The following is a 13,341-nucleotide window of genomic DNA, read 5'->3' as shown; positions in this document are numbered from 1 at the left end:
GGGCGGACTACAGCTCGATCCTGGTGGGCATCCAGGTGCCCGACACCGATCACGCTGAGTTCGTGCGCTTCCTCGCGACGCTCGGCTATCCGTACTGGGAAGAGAGCGACAATCCGGTGTACAAGCTGTTTCTCGGGTGACGGCAGAATCAACCGTGGTACGTGAAGGCGCGCGGCACACGTCGCAGGGAGAGAGTCCGATGAAGATCCTGTTAATCGGCGCGGGTGGGACGATCGGGACGGCAGTCGCGGCGCGGCTGGAGGTTCGTCACGAGATCGTGCGCGCGTCGCGCAGCGGCGCCGCGACCACCGTTCCGGTCGACCTGACCGATGCCCGTTCGATCGATGCGCTGTTCGCACAGATCGGCACGATCGATGCGATCGTTTGCTGTGCAGCGAGCGCGCCGCTGTGTCCGCTCGACTACCTGACCGAAGACTTCATCCGCGAAGGCATGCAGGCCAAACTGCTCGGCCAGATCGCGCTGGTCCGTCACGGGCTGACCGCGCTGCGAGACGGCGGTTCGATCACGCTGACGAGCGGTCGCTTCGACACGCCGTTGAAGGGCAGTGCACTCGGCCGTGCAGTCAACGAAGGGCTCGAGGGTTTCGTGAAGGGCGCGGCGCCCGATCTGCCGCGCGGTCTGCGTGTGAACGCCGTGAGTCCCGGCTGGGTCCGCGAGACACTGCAGCAACTGAAGCTCGACCCGACGCCGGGCATACCCGCACAGGTCGTCGCGCAGGCTTATGTCGATGCGGTGGAGTGCTCGATCAACGGGATGATTCTGTCGCCGGGCCGCTAGCTGTCAGCAAGCGCAGTTGGGTTCAGTCGTTAGGACGCTTTTCCGCGAGCGCGCGTTCGCAGTCGGCCAGCACCTGGACGACGAGCCGCGCTTCGAAGTTCAGATCGTCGGTGTCGAGAATCTCTTCGACCGCGTCGCGTGCCCATGCCGCGTCGATGAACCACGCATGCTGGCGCGCGATCTCGAGCGCTAGAGCGGACAGCCGCGCGACGCTCAGCCAGTCGGCTTCGCGCCTGTGCCGGTCGAGCCACTTGTGCGCGGCCTGTACGTGAAACGACGCGTCCGGCCAGGACTCGTTCAGATAATAGGCACCGAGGCTTCCGCAGGTCAGCCAGCAGAGCAGCTCTGTGCGGTCGCGTGGGCTTAGATGGTGGCGCACATCACTCATGGCGACGCTCGCAGTGGTGAATCCCGTTTGTGTTTAAACGATAGCACGCGACGGCTCGCGTCGGGAAGGATGTGAATCGTGCACGGGACGTCTGTTCAATCTATACCGACACTATGCCCACGCCCATGCCGTATGCCCGTCAGTCGTCGTAATATATGGGCCTTTATAACGCTACGGGAAATCTCATGATGCGCAAATGGCTGATGTCCTTCGCGATCGCCGCCACTGCTGCCGCCGCCGCGTCGGCCGGCAACGTGTACGCGGCCGACGACACCGTCGACGTGCTGTACGCCGGCTCGTTGGTGAATCTGATGGAGCGCAGCGTCGGACCGGCGTTCGAGAAGGAAACGGGCCTGCATTACCGTGGCTATGCGGGCGGCTCGAACAAGGTCGCCAACGAGATCAAGGGCAAGCTGCGGCGCGGCGACGTCTTCATCAGCGCAAGCCCGAAAGTCAACACGAGCCTGATGGGCGCGGCGAACGGCGATCACGTCAGCTGGTACGTGAATTTCGCGGAGTCGCCGCTGATGATCGGCTACAACCCGAAGAGCCGTTTCGCGAAAGACTTCAAGACGAAGCGCTGGGACAAGGTGCTGCAGGAGCCGGGCATCCGCATCGGTCGCACCGATCCGAAGCTCGATCCGAAGGGCGCGTTCACCGTCGAGATGATGACGAAGGCCGCGCAGCTGTATCAGCAGCCGGATCTCGTCGAGAAGACGCTCGGCGCGCCGGAGAATCCCGAACAGGTACTGCCTGAGGAAACGCTGGTCGGCCGTCTGCAGTCGGGCCAGCTCGACGCGGGCTTTTTCTACTCGACCGAAACGTCGGACCTGAAGATTCCGTCGCTGCGTCCCGCGCCTGAACTGCAGGCGAAGGCCAGCTACACACTGACGATCCTCGCCGATGCGCCGAACGCCGCGGGCGCGACGCGCTTCGTCAATTTCCTGCTGAGCGAGAAGGGTCGCGCGCTGTTGAAGGAACACGGCGTCGACGTGATCAAACCGACTGTGACGGGTAATGCGCAGGCCGTGCCGCCTTCGCTGCAGGCCGTCATCGACGCCGCGCAATGATGCAATCCGCGGCGCGCCCTCTGGCGGCGCGTCCGCTGCGCTGGCTCGCCGCGCTGCTCGCCGTCTATCTGTGCGCGCCGTTCCTCGCGAGCATTCCGCAGATCGGGCACGCGGACTGGGCCGGCGTCGACTGGCGCTCGACGTGGTCGGCGGTTGGCGTATCGGCCGCGAGCGCGAGCGTCGCGGCGCTCATCATTCTTGTCGGCGGGGTGCCGCTTGGGTACTGGCTCGCGCGCTCGTCGTCGCGTGCGATGGCTGCGCTCGGTTTCGTCGTGCAGCTGCCGCTCGCGTTGCCGCCGCTCACCAGCGGCGTGCTGCTGCTGTTTCTGCTCGGGCCGTATAGCTGGATCGGTCAGGCGGTCGGCGGCGTGCTGACCGATTCGTTTGCCGGCATCGTCCTCGCGGAGACTTTCGTCGCCGCGCCTTTTCTGATCGTCGCCGCGCGTTCCGCGTTCGCGTCGGTCGACCCCGTATTCGAAGACGTCGCCGCGACGCTTGGCCATCACGCGGGCAGTCGCTTCTTTCGCGTCGCGCTGCCGGTCGCGTGGCCGGCGATTCGCGCGGGGCTCGCACTCGCATGGCTGCGCGCGTTCGGCGAGTTCGGCGCGACCGTGATGGTCGCGTATCACCCGTATTCGCTGCCGGTCTATACGTACGTCGTGTTCGGCGGCCAGGGGTTGCCGGCGATGATGCCGCTGCTGCTGCCGACGCTCGCGATCGCGCTCGTCTGCGCGGCGCTGTCGATCTGGCAACGCCGCGTGCGCAACGACGACGTGACCGCGCGTCTCGTGAACGGCGACGAGCCGCTGGTCGTGCCCGCCGGCGCAGACGTGAGTGAAAATACAAGCGAGCCACCGCGCCTCGCATTCGAACTGCAGCGCACGCTCGGCGCGTTTAGCCTCGACGTCGCATGGGCGCCGTCGACGCGGCGTCTCGCGATCATCGGCCCGTCGGGCTCCGGCAAGTCGCTGACGCTGCGGCTGATCGCCGGGCTCGAGCGCAACGACGCGGGCCGCGTCGCGCTCGGCGCGCTCGACCTCGGCGCGTTGCCGGCCGAGCGTCGGCAGATCGGCTACATGCCACAGGACTACGGGCTCTTTCCGCACATGACGGTCGCGCAGCAGCTCGCGTTTCCGGTCGATGCGGATGCGGCGAGCGCGCGCTACTGGGTCGATCACCTCGGCCTCGCGACGCTGACGAGGCGGTTGCCGCATCAGCTGTCGTTCGGTCAGAGGCAGCGCGTCGCGCTGGCGCGCGCGCTCACGCGGCACAGCCAGTTGCTGCTGTTCGACGAGCCGTTCGCAGCACTCGATACGCCCCGCCGTCGCCGGCTGCAGCAGTCGTTGCGCGCGCTGCAGCGCGAGATTTCGGCGGTGACGGTGATCGTCACGCACGATCCGGACGAAGCGGCTTTGCTCGCCGACGAAGTGCTTGTCGTCGATCAGGGTCGCGTGATCCAGGCCGGCGCGGTCGCGTCCGTGTACGAGCAACCTGCGACGATGCGCGTCGCCGAATTGCTCGGGCTGCATAACGTCGGTACCGGTGTCGTGAGCGCGGCGGGACGGATCGAGGCTAGCGATGGCTTTGCACTCGAAACGACAAACCGTACGCTCGAGCGACAGCCGGTGATGTGGCGAATCGCGTCGCGCGCGATCGCCGTCGCGGCGGATGGTCCGCATACGGGCATCGTCGAGACGATCGGATTGCGTCGCGGCGAGCGCTACGTCGGCGTGCGCATCGGTGGCGTGCTGCTCGAATTCGCCAGCGACGACGCGGACATCCGCGAGCACGAGCCGCTGCGCTTTACGATTGATCCGGCCGGCGTGTCGGTGTGGCCGCAGCCGGCATGACATCGCGGTGGGGCTGCGCTTTCAGCCAGCCGCACCGCTTCCCGAAGCCCCCACGTAAAAACCCTGGTCCCAAACGACCTCGTCGCGCGCTATCATGCGTTACGTTTAATAGAACGTAGTTCTGTCAGATAGAACGATAGAGAGACCAAACCAATATAGCGCTCATATTGGAGAGCGCGTAAGGAGATGCCGTCATGGCCAGTTTGCCGCTCGACGCCGCGAACGCGTCGCCCAGTTCCCGTCCCGGCGCCGCGGGCGCGGGTTCGCGCATCAACGCGCGGATCGACCGGCTGCCCGCCACGCGCACGGTGTGGATGCTGGTCTTCCTGCTGTCGATCGGCGGCTGGTTCGAGTTCTACGATCTGTTCTTCACTGCGTACGTTGGCCCTGGCCTCGTGAAGAGCGGGTTGTACTCGACGACGACCGCTTCGTTCTTCGGCTTTTCCGGGCTCGGCGCATTCGTCGCGGCGTCGTTCGCGGGGCTCTTCATCGGCACGTTCTTTCTCACGCGACTCGCCGATCGCTACGGGCGTCGCGCGGTCTTCACGATGTCGCTGCTGCTGTACTCCGCTGCGACCCTGGTGATGGCGTTCCAGACCAGCGCGCATACGATCAACCTGTGGCGGCTGATCGCGGGCATCGGTGTCGGCGTCGAACTCGTGACGATCGATACCTACGTCAGCGAGTTGATGCCGAAGCATCTGCGCGGCCGCGCGTTCGCGTTCGTGCATCTCGTGCAGTACACGGCGGTGCCGACGGTCGCGCTGTGCTCGTGGTGGCTCGTACCGCAGACGCCGTTCGGCATCGACGGCTGGCGCTGGGTCGTGATCATCGGCGCGCTGGGTGCGCTCGTCGTCTGGGCGATCCGCCGGCGTGTGCCGGAAAGCCCGCGCTGGCTCGCGCAGCAGGGCCGTCACGACGAAGCCGAAGCGGTGATGCGCAAGCTCGAAGCGAAGGTCGAAGCCGAGTACGGCCGCGCGTTGCCGCCCGCCGAGGCGCTCGACGAACCGACCCAGCCGCGTGCGCGCTTTAGCGAGATCTGGCAGCCGCCGTATCGCCGCCGCGCGATCACGATGCTGGTGTTCAACCTGTTCCAGGCAATCGGCTTCTACGGCTTCGCATCGTGGGTGCCGACGTTGCTCGTATCGAAAGGCGTGACGATCACGCACAGCCTGATGTACTCGTTCGTGATCGCGATCTCGAATCCGTTCGGCCCGCTGCTCGGCATGGCGTTCGCCGATCGCATCGAGCGCAAGACGCTGATCGTGCTGTCGGCCCTCGGCATCGCAGTGTTCGGCAGCCTGTTCGCGATGCAGACGTCGCCCGCCGCGCTGATGACGCTCGGCGTGCTGATCACGCTGTGCGGCACGCTGCTCTCGGTCGGCTATCACGCGTATCAGACCGAGCTGTTCCCGACGCGGATGCGCGCGACGGCCGTCGGCTTCGTCTATTCGATGTCGCGCCTGTCCGCGATGTTCTCCGGCTTCATGGTCGCGTTCGCGTTGCGGCACGCGGGCGCGCCCGGCGTGTTCGCGCTGATCGGTGCGGCGATGCTTGCGGTGATGGCGGCGATCGGCTTCTTCGGACCGCGCACGAACGGCCGCGCACTCGACGAGATTTCGCAGTGAACACGATTGAACAGACTGGAGCGACGATGTTGCCGTTAGCCGGAGTGCGGGTGCTGGATCTGTCGAACGTGCTGGCTGGACCGTTCTGCGCGTATCAACTGGCGCTGCTCGGCGCCGACGTGACGAAGATCGAGCATCCCGACGGCGGCGATCTCGCGCGGCGTCTCGGCGCGGACAAGGACGCGGCAGCGCGCAACATGGGCGCGTCGTTCGTTGCGGTCAACGCGGGCAAGCAGTCGGTCACGCTGAACCTGAAAGACGCACGCGGCAAGGCGATCCTGCTCGATCTCGTGAAAACCGCGGACGTGCTGGTCGAGAACTTCCGGCCTGGCGTAATGGCCCGGCTCGGGCTCGACTACGACACGCTCGCGGCGATCCGGCCGCCGTTGATCTATTGCGCGATCTCCGGTTTCGGCGCGGACGGCGAACTGTCGCGCCGGCCCGCGTACGACCAGATCATCCAGGGCATGTCCGGCGCGATGAGTGTGACCGGCGACGCGCACAGTGCGCCGTTGCGCGTCGGCTATCCGGTGTCGGACACGGTCGGTGGAATCACGGCGGCGTTCGGCATCTGCGCGGCGCTCGTCGATGCGCGCGCGACCGGCAAGGGCAGGATGCTCGACGTCTCGATGCTCGAAGCGACGCTCGCGACGATGGGCTGGGTCGTGTCGAACTATCTGAACGCGGGCGTCGAGCCGACGCCGATGGGCAACGAGAATTTCACCGCGGCGCCGTCCGGCACGTTCCGCACAGGCGACGGCCTGCTGAACATCGCGGCGAACGAGACGCGGCAGTTCGTGAGCCTGTGCGAACTGATCGGCCGTCCCGATCTGCCCGTCGACGAACGCTTTGCTGCACGTGATACACGCAAGCAGAATCGCGCGGCGTTGAAGGCCGAAATCGAAGCGGCGCTCGCGCACGATAGCGCCGCGAACTGGGATGCGAAGCTGCTCGAACGCGGCGTGCCTGGCGGTCGCGTGCTGTCGGTGCCGGAGATTCTCGCGCATCCGCATCTCGCGACGCGCGGCTTTATCCGCGAGCTGGCCGCGCAACCGGGCGAAGTGCCGCAGCGCGTCACGCGCGCGGGCTTTCGCGTGAGCGGCGCGGATGCCGCGCCCGCGACGCCGGCGCCTGAACTCGGCGCGCACACGCGCGCGACGCTCGCGCAACTCGGCTACGACGCCACGCACATCGACCGGCTTCACGCCGAAGGAGTGATCTGACATGACACAGCAACCCGACACCGCCGCACTGTGCGCGGACTACTGGAGCACGTCGATCATCGACATCCATCCGGGTTCGATCCGCATGCGCGGCTATCCGGTGCAGGACCTGATCGGCAACGTGAGTTTTCCGCAGATGATCTGGTTGATGCTGCGCGGCGAACTGCCCAGCGATGCGCAGGCGAAGCTTTTCGAAGCGGCGCTCGTTGCATCGGTCGATCATGGGCCGCAGGCGCCGTCGATCGCGATCTCGCGGATGGCCACGAGCTGCGGCCTGCCGCTGAACGGCGCGATGGCGTCGGCGATCAACGCGCTCGACGACGTGCACGGCGGCGCGGGACAGCAGGCCGTCGAACTGTACGACACGATCGCAGAACGCATCGACGCGGGCACGTCGTTCGATACAGCGATCGAGCAGGGCGTCGATGCGTTCGTCGAGGCGCACGGTAAATATCTTCCGGGCTTTGGGCATCGCTTTCATCCGGTCGATCCGCGTGCGCCGCGGTTGCTTGCGCTCGTCGACGGGCAGGTGGAGGCGGGTGTTGTTGGCGGGCGTTATGCGGCGATTGCGCGTGGCATCGAAGCGTTATTGAAGGCGCGCAAGGGCAAGCCGGTGCCGATGAATATCGACGGTGTGAGCGCCGTGATCTATGCGGAGCTGGGTTTTGCCGCGGAACTGGCGCGCGGTGTGTTCTGTCTGTCGCGTGCGGTCGGGATTCTCGCGCATGCGTGGGAACAGCGCGGTCGTCATGAGCGCAACAAGGGGCCGCTGCCGCGGCAGGTCGCGTATCGCTATACCGGTGAGCCTGAACGGCGTCTCGGCTGATTACTTTGATTGTTGGGCGTGCCGCGCGTCGCGTAACGCACGCGAGTCGCCGCCGAGTGCATCGGTGGCACGCGCCGCGCAGTCGAACAGCGCATCCAGATTGCTCGCGACGAACGCATCGTCGATGCGCGAACTCGGACCCGCAAGCGTAAAGACGCCGCGCAGCGCCTGCTGGATACCGAACACCGGCATCGAGATGCCGGCCGTGTCGCGTTCGCGTTCGCCGACCGACACGCAGTAGAAATCCTCGCGAATCCGCTCGAATGCCGCACCCGGCTCACCGCCGAACGCGAGCAGCGTCTGACCGCCCGAGCCGCTTTCGAGCGGCAGCACGTCGCCTTCGTGCACGTGAAACCGCACCGCGTGCGTCGAATCGACGCGATGCAGGCATACCCGTACCGCGCCATCCCGTACATAGAACGACACGCTTTCGCTGCTGGCTTCGGCGAGTTCGCGCATTAGCGGCAACACGACGTCGCCGAGATTCAGACTGCGCTGATACAGCGCGCCGAGCATGAAGGTTGCGGGACCGAGCTGGTAGCGGCCGTCGTCGAGACGCACCAGCAGACGATGCTGGATCAGCGCGCCCGCGAGACGCAGCAGTGTGCTCTTGTAGAGGCCAGTGCGCGCGGCGAGTTCGGCGAGCGTGAGCGCGTTATCGGTCGGCTTGAACGCGAACAGGATCGCGCACGCGCGGTCGATGACGGCGACGCCTTCCTGGCTTCGTGGTGATGGATCCGCGGACATGCGAGTGAGGGTTGGCGAATGACGCACCAATTTTACGTGATGTATCGCGGATGCAGTGAGGCAACTACGTCGCGGTGAAAAAGCCGAGGTAGCCGTAGACGCTTCCTGTGTCCGGCGCATCCGGCACCTTGGCGTGCGCACCGACCGATTCGAGCGTGCCGATGGTTTCACGCCGGTTCGACACGAAGGTCCATTGATGTGACGCCTGCGGCTGCGCATGCATCGCATCGGACAACGCATCGAGCAGCGCGCGCGGTTCCGGCGTGTATGTGACGAAGCCTTCGTTCGCGAGCGCCGCGCGATCGATGCCGAGCGTCGCGCATAGCTGCGCCTTTGCCGGCATGTCGCGTTCGCCAGCCGAGCGCGCGCTGTCGATCACCGCCTGCACTTCGCTGTCGACGAGCCGGCCTTCCCGCAGCATCGGCGCACCGTGCCATGCATCGGACGGACAACCTTTGTTCGCGGGATCGAGTGTGACGAACGGATTGATCTCGGCCGGGTAGATGCGGCAAACGTGCGGACGGTTCTCGTAGATCCCGCAGCGCATGTCCGCACCGAGATTCGGACACGGGCCATCGAACGTGCCGGTGAGCAGCACCGCGATGCGTACCGGCAGCGTGCCGCTTTCGGCAGGGAACGAGCGGGCCCGCCGGTAGTTCGCCTCGCGGTTGTCCGCATCCGGTTCGACCGGCCACGGAATCGCCTCGCACATCAGCTCGACGCGATCGCCGCGTGCGAGCCACGCACGCGCTTCGTCGACGGTCAATGCGAGACGCAGGCCATGGCAGCATTTGCCGCACATCGTGCAGTTGAAGTCGAGATCGTTCATCGTGGGGTGGGGTTGCGGGGCTGTCAGATTAAAGCATTGTACTGGCGGGCGGATTTTGCGGGGAGTGGCCCGTCTGCCCCGATTTCCCGCACCGCCTAGAACTTGTAGGCCGGATTCTTCGGATCGAACGTCGAGTCGTCGAAGGTTTTTGGCGTGACCGTTTCGAAGACGATCTTCTCGAACAGGCGCCCTTCGTTGTCGTAGGACTCGGCGGTCTGGAACCACGGATGCCGCAGATCGAGCCCGAGCGTTTCCTTCTTCGCATAGTAGGCCGGCTGGCCCGTCGGCGTTTCGTACGTGAACGCGACGACGCGCACGCCGTCGAGCGTTTTTACGTCGATCTGGTCCGGACGCATGATGCCGGACTCCGCGAACTTTTTGCCCTCGGCGAGGAACTGGCTCGCGATGAACTCGGTGCCCAGGTCGCGTACCTGATGGTGTGACTGCGCATGCGCAAGCGCACCGTTCAGCGACACCCACAACGGCATCACGTTCAGCACACCGCCCAGGTGGCCGACCATTTGATCGCGGCGTCGGGATTCGTCGTAGATGATTTCCTGGCCCGAATGCGCGCCGTCGGGCAGCCATTTCGCGTAGATCCGCAGCGGCTCGCGCGTCAGTCGCACCAGCATGTGATCGGCGCGGCTGGGCCAGATGCCGCGAATGCGCTCCTGGCGCCGCATCGTGAACTCGTACGACGGATAGCCGTTCGGCCCTTCCTGGATATAGCGCGGCACCGTCAGCGGATCGAACGACTGGAACAGTGCGAGGAGTTGCGCATCGTCGAGTTTTTCGAGTGCACCGGTTTGCGCCGCATGGCGCAGCCAGCGCACCTGCTGATCGACCGGCCACCTGCCGACCTGCGCCGGCAAAACATCGGGGGCTGCGGCCACGGCCATCGTTTCCGCGATGGCCTCGCCGTGCGCGATCCACGGCGACATGCAGCCCGCAATCGTCAACCACGCGGCGTTCGTGACGAAGGTGCGTCGGTTCATCCCCGACTCCGCCGGCGTCCACGCGGGATCGCCGGATAGAGGCGCAGGCGGCGCGGCCGCGCCGTACGCGAAGTCGCGTACGGCCGGTACCGTTCCCGGCGGAATGCGGGAGTCGGTGGCGATCGGCAGGGCCGCATGGATTTCCCCGGCCGGTCCACACAGTCTCCTCGATACCGCCGGTGAGGAACGCAAGCGGTGAGTCTGGTGTACGAAGTCATGCAGGTCATACGTTAGCGGCGCCCCCCGCCTCCGTGAAAACCGCCGCCGCCTCCCGGGAAGCTGCTTCCTCCGTGGAACCCGCCTCCATGAAAACCACCTCCGTGAAAACCGCCGCCGCCATGAAAGCCGTTGTGGAAGCCGCCGTGCCCGCCGAAGTGGTCATGATCCCCATGATGGAAATGGTGGAAATGATCGACGAAGACGAACGACCCGCCGAAGCCGAATGCCAGCGGCCCATAGAACCAGGGGTCGTAATACGGGTAATACGGATAGTCCGCGTAGGCATAGTCGGCGTACGGAGGCGAGGTGTCGTCGCCGAGGTCGATCCCCGCGTCCTGCGGCTGGATTTGCCAGGTGCCGTCGGGCTGTTTGCACGCGAGGCCGGTCAGGTTCTGCGTGGAGCCGTCGATCACCGCCGTGCTGTTGACCGTCCGGCACGTCGGCGACGCGACCGGTGCGGTCGTCGTACTGTTCTGCGGATCAGACTGGGTGAGTTGCGATCCGATCGGAGTCGTGCATGCGACACAGCTGCACACCACGATTCCGAGTCCAATGAAGTTGCGCATGAATTCGTCCTGCTCGACGGTCCGGTGGTACGACGCGGACCGCCGCGCCGACACCGTGAAGACCCCATCGGTTCGCCTTGCAGGACGCGTGGCCGGAGCGCGCGAATGCGCATGTGGAGAGCTACACGACGGCTGCTCGACGACACGGGCCTGCTGTAGGTAGAACGTGTCGCCGGTTGACGCTATTCCACCGTTTTCAGCAAGAGTTTGTTACGCGGTGTTTCGGTGCCGTGTTGCGACGTATGCCGCGTCGCAGCGAGTGGTGCGGCAGGCCGACTGGGCGGGAGCCGCCGCTCCAGCGGCGGGCCTCTGAAGAATCAATCCTTGCTGGCGTCGCCCTCGCGCTCGAGCGCGATCGCTTCGAGTACCTCGATGGCCGCGTTGTTCGCGGCATGCGCGGCCGGAAACCCGGCGTACACGGACGCCTGAATCATCACCTCTTCGAGCTCGTCGACGGTCAGGCCGTTGGTCAACGCGATGCGAACGTGATTCTTCAGTTCGTCGCGCTGGCGCAACGCGATCAGAATGCCGAGCGTGACCAGACTGCGCGCGCGACGATCGAGGCCATCGCGCGCCCACACGCTGCCGAATACGAAGTCCATCGACAGCGCGGTCATCGCTGCGCCGAACGCGCCGTTGTCGATCGACGACTTCATCTGCTGGCTGCGTTCGGCGCCGCGCAACTGTTCGAACACCGCAAGTCCTTGTTCGATGGACGGCTTCATTGCGGCACGTTCTCCAGCGCACCGAGCACGGCCTTCGTTTCGAGAAACGCTTCGAGCCCGAACACGCCGTACTCGCGACCAATCCCCGATTGCTTGAAGCCACCGAACGGCGCGAGCGGTTCGTGCGGCGCGCCGTTGATGATCACGCGACCCGCTTCGAGTCTCGACGCCACCGCGCGTGCTCGCTCCAGGTCGGACGAAATCACGTAAGCCTGCAAGCCGTAGACGGTATCGTTCGCGATCTCGATCGCTTCTTCTTCGGTGCGGTAGGTCAGGATGCTGAGCACCGGTCCGAAGATTTCTTCGCGCGCGATTGTCATGTCGTTCGTCACGTTCGCGAACACGGTGGGCTTCACGTAATAGCCGCCGAGCCCGTCCGGATGACCTTCGCCGCCGATGACCAGCGTCGCGCCTTCTTCCACGCCGCGCCGGATATAGGACTGCACGCGTTCATATTGCCGCTGGCTCACCATCGGCCCGATCGCCGAATCGGCGTCCTGCAGGTGGCCGACTTTCACCGCCGCGACCGCATCCTTCGCCAGCCGGACGGTATCCTGAAGACGATTCTCAGGGACCAGAATGCGGGTCCCCGCGATGCACGCCTGTCCGCTGTTCTCAAACCCCGCCTTGACCGCGAGTGGCACGGCCGTGTCGAGATCGGCGTCGTCGAGAATCAGCGTCGGCGATTTGCCGCCGAGTTCGAGTGTGACGCGCTTCATCGTGTCGGCGCTCGCGCGCACGATCGATTTGCCGACTGCTGTCGATCCCGTAAACGAAACCTTCGCGATATGCGGGTTCGTACTCAGTTCGGCGCCGACGGTATCGCCGCGCCCGGTCACGATGTTGAACACGCCGGGCGGCAAGCCTGCTTCGTGCAACGCTTCGGTGACGATCTGCGTCTGGATCGCACTCATCTCGCTCGGTTTGATGACGACCGTGCAGCCCGCGGCGATCGCGGTTGCGAGCTTGTTGCAGATGAAGCCCGCGTTCGCGTTCCACGGTGTAATCAACGCGGCGACGCCGACCGGCTCCATCGTGACTTCCGCCGACGCGATGCGCCGCGTGAACGAATACGCTTCGAGCGTCTGCGCGGCGGTCAGGAAAGATTCCGCGGCATAGCGCGCACCCCACATTGCGCGATTCGCGGGGGCGCCGTATTCCTCTGTCGTCGCCGCGGCCAGACGATCCACGCGGGCCAGCACGGCCGCGTGCAATTTCGTGAGCCACGCGATGCGTTGCGCCTTGCTCGTGCGCGAAAACGCGGGAAATGCGCGATGTGCTGCGCGTACCGCGTCTTTCGCGTCGCGTGCATCGGCGAGACGCACGCGGCCGATCACCTCAGCTGTCGCCGGGTTGTAGAGGTCGAACCATTCGTCGCCTTGGGGTTGGACGAACTGGCCGTCGATATAGATCTGCTCGATGCTGTGCATGATTTTTCCGTTTGTGCGGCCAATGAGTGGTCGATGCATGCAGCGT

The 13,341-nt window shown here is 65.5% G+C and carries 13 protein-coding genes and 1 pseudogene; 7 read left to right on the top strand and 7 right to left on the bottom strand.

Annotation, left to right across the window (positions count from 1 at the left end; all coding sequences use genetic code 11):
* Together ACREXZ_RS28155 and ACREXZ_RS28150 are read left to right on the top strand one after the other, a co-directional pair.
* A pseudogene (locus ACREXZ_RS28155) lies at positions 1-140 on the top strand (threonine dehydratase); the annotation flags it as partial.
* Between the two features lie 59 nt (positions 141-199).
* Entirely contained in the window at positions 200-799 is a 600-nt protein-coding gene (locus ACREXZ_RS28150; protein ID WP_431767412.1) for a short chain dehydrogenase, read from the top strand.
* A 22-nt stretch (positions 800-821) separates the two neighbouring features.
* On the opposite strand, the gene ACREXZ_RS28145 is transcribed toward ACREXZ_RS28150, so the two are convergent.
* Complete coding sequence (locus tag ACREXZ_RS28145; RefSeq protein ID WP_431767411.1) at positions 822-1,187, bottom strand: hypothetical protein; 366 nt, start codon at positions 1,185-1,187, stop codon at positions 822-824.
* 185 nt (positions 1,188-1,372) lie between these two features.
* On the opposite strand from ACREXZ_RS28145, the gene ACREXZ_RS28140 reads away from it, so the two are divergent.
* The 5 genes from ACREXZ_RS28140 to ACREXZ_RS28120 all read left to right on the top strand — a co-directional run bounded on the left by ACREXZ_RS28140 (position 1,373) and on the right by ACREXZ_RS28120 (position 7,784).
* On the top strand, positions 1,373-2,257 hold the full coding sequence (locus tag ACREXZ_RS28140) for an extracellular solute-binding protein (RefSeq protein ID WP_431767410.1): 885 nt from the start codon (positions 1,373-1,375) through the stop codon (positions 2,255-2,257).
* Positions 2,254-4,107 carry an ABC transporter ATP-binding protein/permease gene (locus ACREXZ_RS28135; RefSeq protein WP_431767409.1) on the top strand — a complete coding sequence of 618 codons (1,854 nt, stop codon included), beginning with the start codon at positions 2,254-2,256 and terminating at the stop codon, positions 4,105-4,107. Before ACREXZ_RS28140 ends, ACREXZ_RS28135 begins: the two co-directional genes overlap by 4 nt.
* Positions 4,108-4,301: 194 nt before the next feature.
* Positions 4,302-5,735: an MFS transporter gene (locus tag ACREXZ_RS28130; RefSeq protein ID WP_431767408.1), complete on the top strand. Its 1,434-nt coding sequence runs from the start codon at positions 4,302-4,304 to the stop codon at positions 5,733-5,735.
* A gap of 26 nt (positions 5,736-5,761) precedes the next feature.
* Positions 5,762-6,958, top strand: a complete 1,197-nt coding sequence (locus tag ACREXZ_RS28125) for a CaiB/BaiF CoA transferase family protein (RefSeq protein ID WP_431767414.1) — start codon at positions 5,762-5,764, stop codon at positions 6,956-6,958.
* Position 6,959: 1 nt separating this feature from the next.
* Positions 6,960-7,784, top strand: a complete 825-nt coding sequence (locus tag ACREXZ_RS28120; protein WP_431767407.1) for a citryl-CoA lyase — start codon at positions 6,960-6,962, stop codon at positions 7,782-7,784.
* On the opposite strand, the gene ACREXZ_RS28115 is transcribed toward ACREXZ_RS28120, so the two are convergent.
* The 6 genes from ACREXZ_RS28115 to ACREXZ_RS28090 all read right to left on the bottom strand — a co-directional run bounded on the left by ACREXZ_RS28115 (position 7,785) and on the right by ACREXZ_RS28090 (position 13,295).
* On the bottom strand, positions 7,785-8,531 hold the full coding sequence (locus ACREXZ_RS28115) for an IclR family transcriptional regulator (RefSeq protein WP_431767406.1): 747 nt from the start codon (positions 8,529-8,531) through the stop codon (positions 7,785-7,787).
* 64 nt (positions 8,532-8,595) lie between these two features.
* Positions 8,596-9,360 (bottom strand): YkgJ family cysteine cluster protein, encoded by a 765-nt coding sequence (locus ACREXZ_RS28110; RefSeq protein ID WP_431767405.1) that lies wholly within the window; start codon positions 9,358-9,360, stop codon positions 8,596-8,598.
* A 95-nt stretch (positions 9,361-9,455) separates the two neighbouring features.
* Entirely contained in the window at positions 9,456-10,355 is a 900-nt protein-coding gene (locus ACREXZ_RS28105) for a DUF1571 domain-containing protein (protein ID WP_431767404.1), read from the bottom strand.
* A 230-nt stretch (positions 10,356-10,585) separates the two neighbouring features.
* Positions 10,586-11,140 carry a hypothetical protein gene (locus ACREXZ_RS28100; RefSeq protein ID WP_431767403.1) on the bottom strand — a complete coding sequence of 185 codons (555 nt, stop codon included), beginning with the start codon at positions 11,138-11,140 and terminating at the stop codon, positions 10,586-10,588.
* Positions 11,141-11,457: 317 nt separating this feature from the next.
* The gene (locus ACREXZ_RS28095; protein ID WP_431767402.1) at positions 11,458-11,865 is read right to left on the bottom strand and encodes a carboxymuconolactone decarboxylase family protein; all 408 of its coding nucleotides are present in this window, start codon (positions 11,863-11,865) and stop codon (positions 11,458-11,460) included.
* On the bottom strand, positions 11,862-13,295 hold the full coding sequence (locus tag ACREXZ_RS28090; protein ID WP_431767401.1) for an aldehyde dehydrogenase family protein: 1,434 nt from the start codon (positions 13,293-13,295) through the stop codon (positions 11,862-11,864). Before ACREXZ_RS28090 ends, ACREXZ_RS28095 begins: the two co-directional genes overlap by 4 nt.
* Between the last annotated feature and the right edge of the window lie 46 nt (positions 13,296-13,341).

The sequence above is a fragment of the Paraburkholderia sp. genome (genome assembly GCF_050742655.1).
GTDB lineage: Bacteria > Pseudomonadota > Gammaproteobacteria > Burkholderiales > Burkholderiaceae > Paraburkholderia.
Note: the sequence above shows the minus strand (reverse complement) of the source record. Positions and strands in the feature narration are given on the sequence as shown.

Bases quoted from the DNA above. Each gene is read 5' to 3' on its own strand.
- ACREXZ_RS28150 (WP_431767412.1), top strand. From the start codon at position 200: ATGAAGATCCTGTTAATCGGCGCGGGTGGGACGATCGGGACGGCAGTC.
- ACREXZ_RS28145 (WP_431767411.1), bottom strand. From the start codon at position 1,187: ATGAGTGATGTGCGCCACCATCTAAGCCCACGCGACCGCACAGAGCTG.
- ACREXZ_RS28140 (WP_431767410.1), top strand. From the start codon at position 1,373: ATGATGCGCAAATGGCTGATGTCCTTCGCGATCGCCGCCACTGCTGCC.
- ACREXZ_RS28135 (WP_431767409.1), top strand. From the start codon at position 2,254: ATGATGCAATCCGCGGCGCGCCCTCTGGCGGCGCGTCCGCTGCGCTGG.
- ACREXZ_RS28130 (WP_431767408.1), top strand. From the start codon at position 4,302: ATGGCCAGTTTGCCGCTCGACGCCGCGAACGCGTCGCCCAGTTCCCGT.
- ACREXZ_RS28125 (WP_431767414.1), top strand. From the start codon at position 5,762: ATGTTGCCGTTAGCCGGAGTGCGGGTGCTGGATCTGTCGAACGTGCTG.
- ACREXZ_RS28120 (WP_431767407.1), top strand. From the start codon at position 6,960: ATGACACAGCAACCCGACACCGCCGCACTGTGCGCGGACTACTGGAGC.
- ACREXZ_RS28115 (WP_431767406.1), bottom strand. From the start codon at position 8,531: ATGTCCGCGGATCCATCACCACGAAGCCAGGAAGGCGTCGCCGTCATC.
- ACREXZ_RS28110 (WP_431767405.1), bottom strand. From the start codon at position 9,360: ATGAACGATCTCGACTTCAACTGCACGATGTGCGGCAAATGCTGCCAT.
- ACREXZ_RS28105 (WP_431767404.1), bottom strand. From the start codon at position 10,355: ATGAACCGACGCACCTTCGTCACGAACGCCGCGTGGTTGACGATTGCG.
- ACREXZ_RS28100 (WP_431767403.1), bottom strand. From the start codon at position 11,140: ATGCGCAACTTCATTGGACTCGGAATCGTGGTGTGCAGCTGTGTCGCA.
- ACREXZ_RS28095 (WP_431767402.1), bottom strand. From the start codon at position 11,865: ATGAAGCCGTCCATCGAACAAGGACTTGCGGTGTTCGAACAGTTGCGC.
- ACREXZ_RS28090 (WP_431767401.1), bottom strand. From the start codon at position 13,295: ATGCACAGCATCGAGCAGATCTATATCGACGGCCAGTTCGTCCAACCC.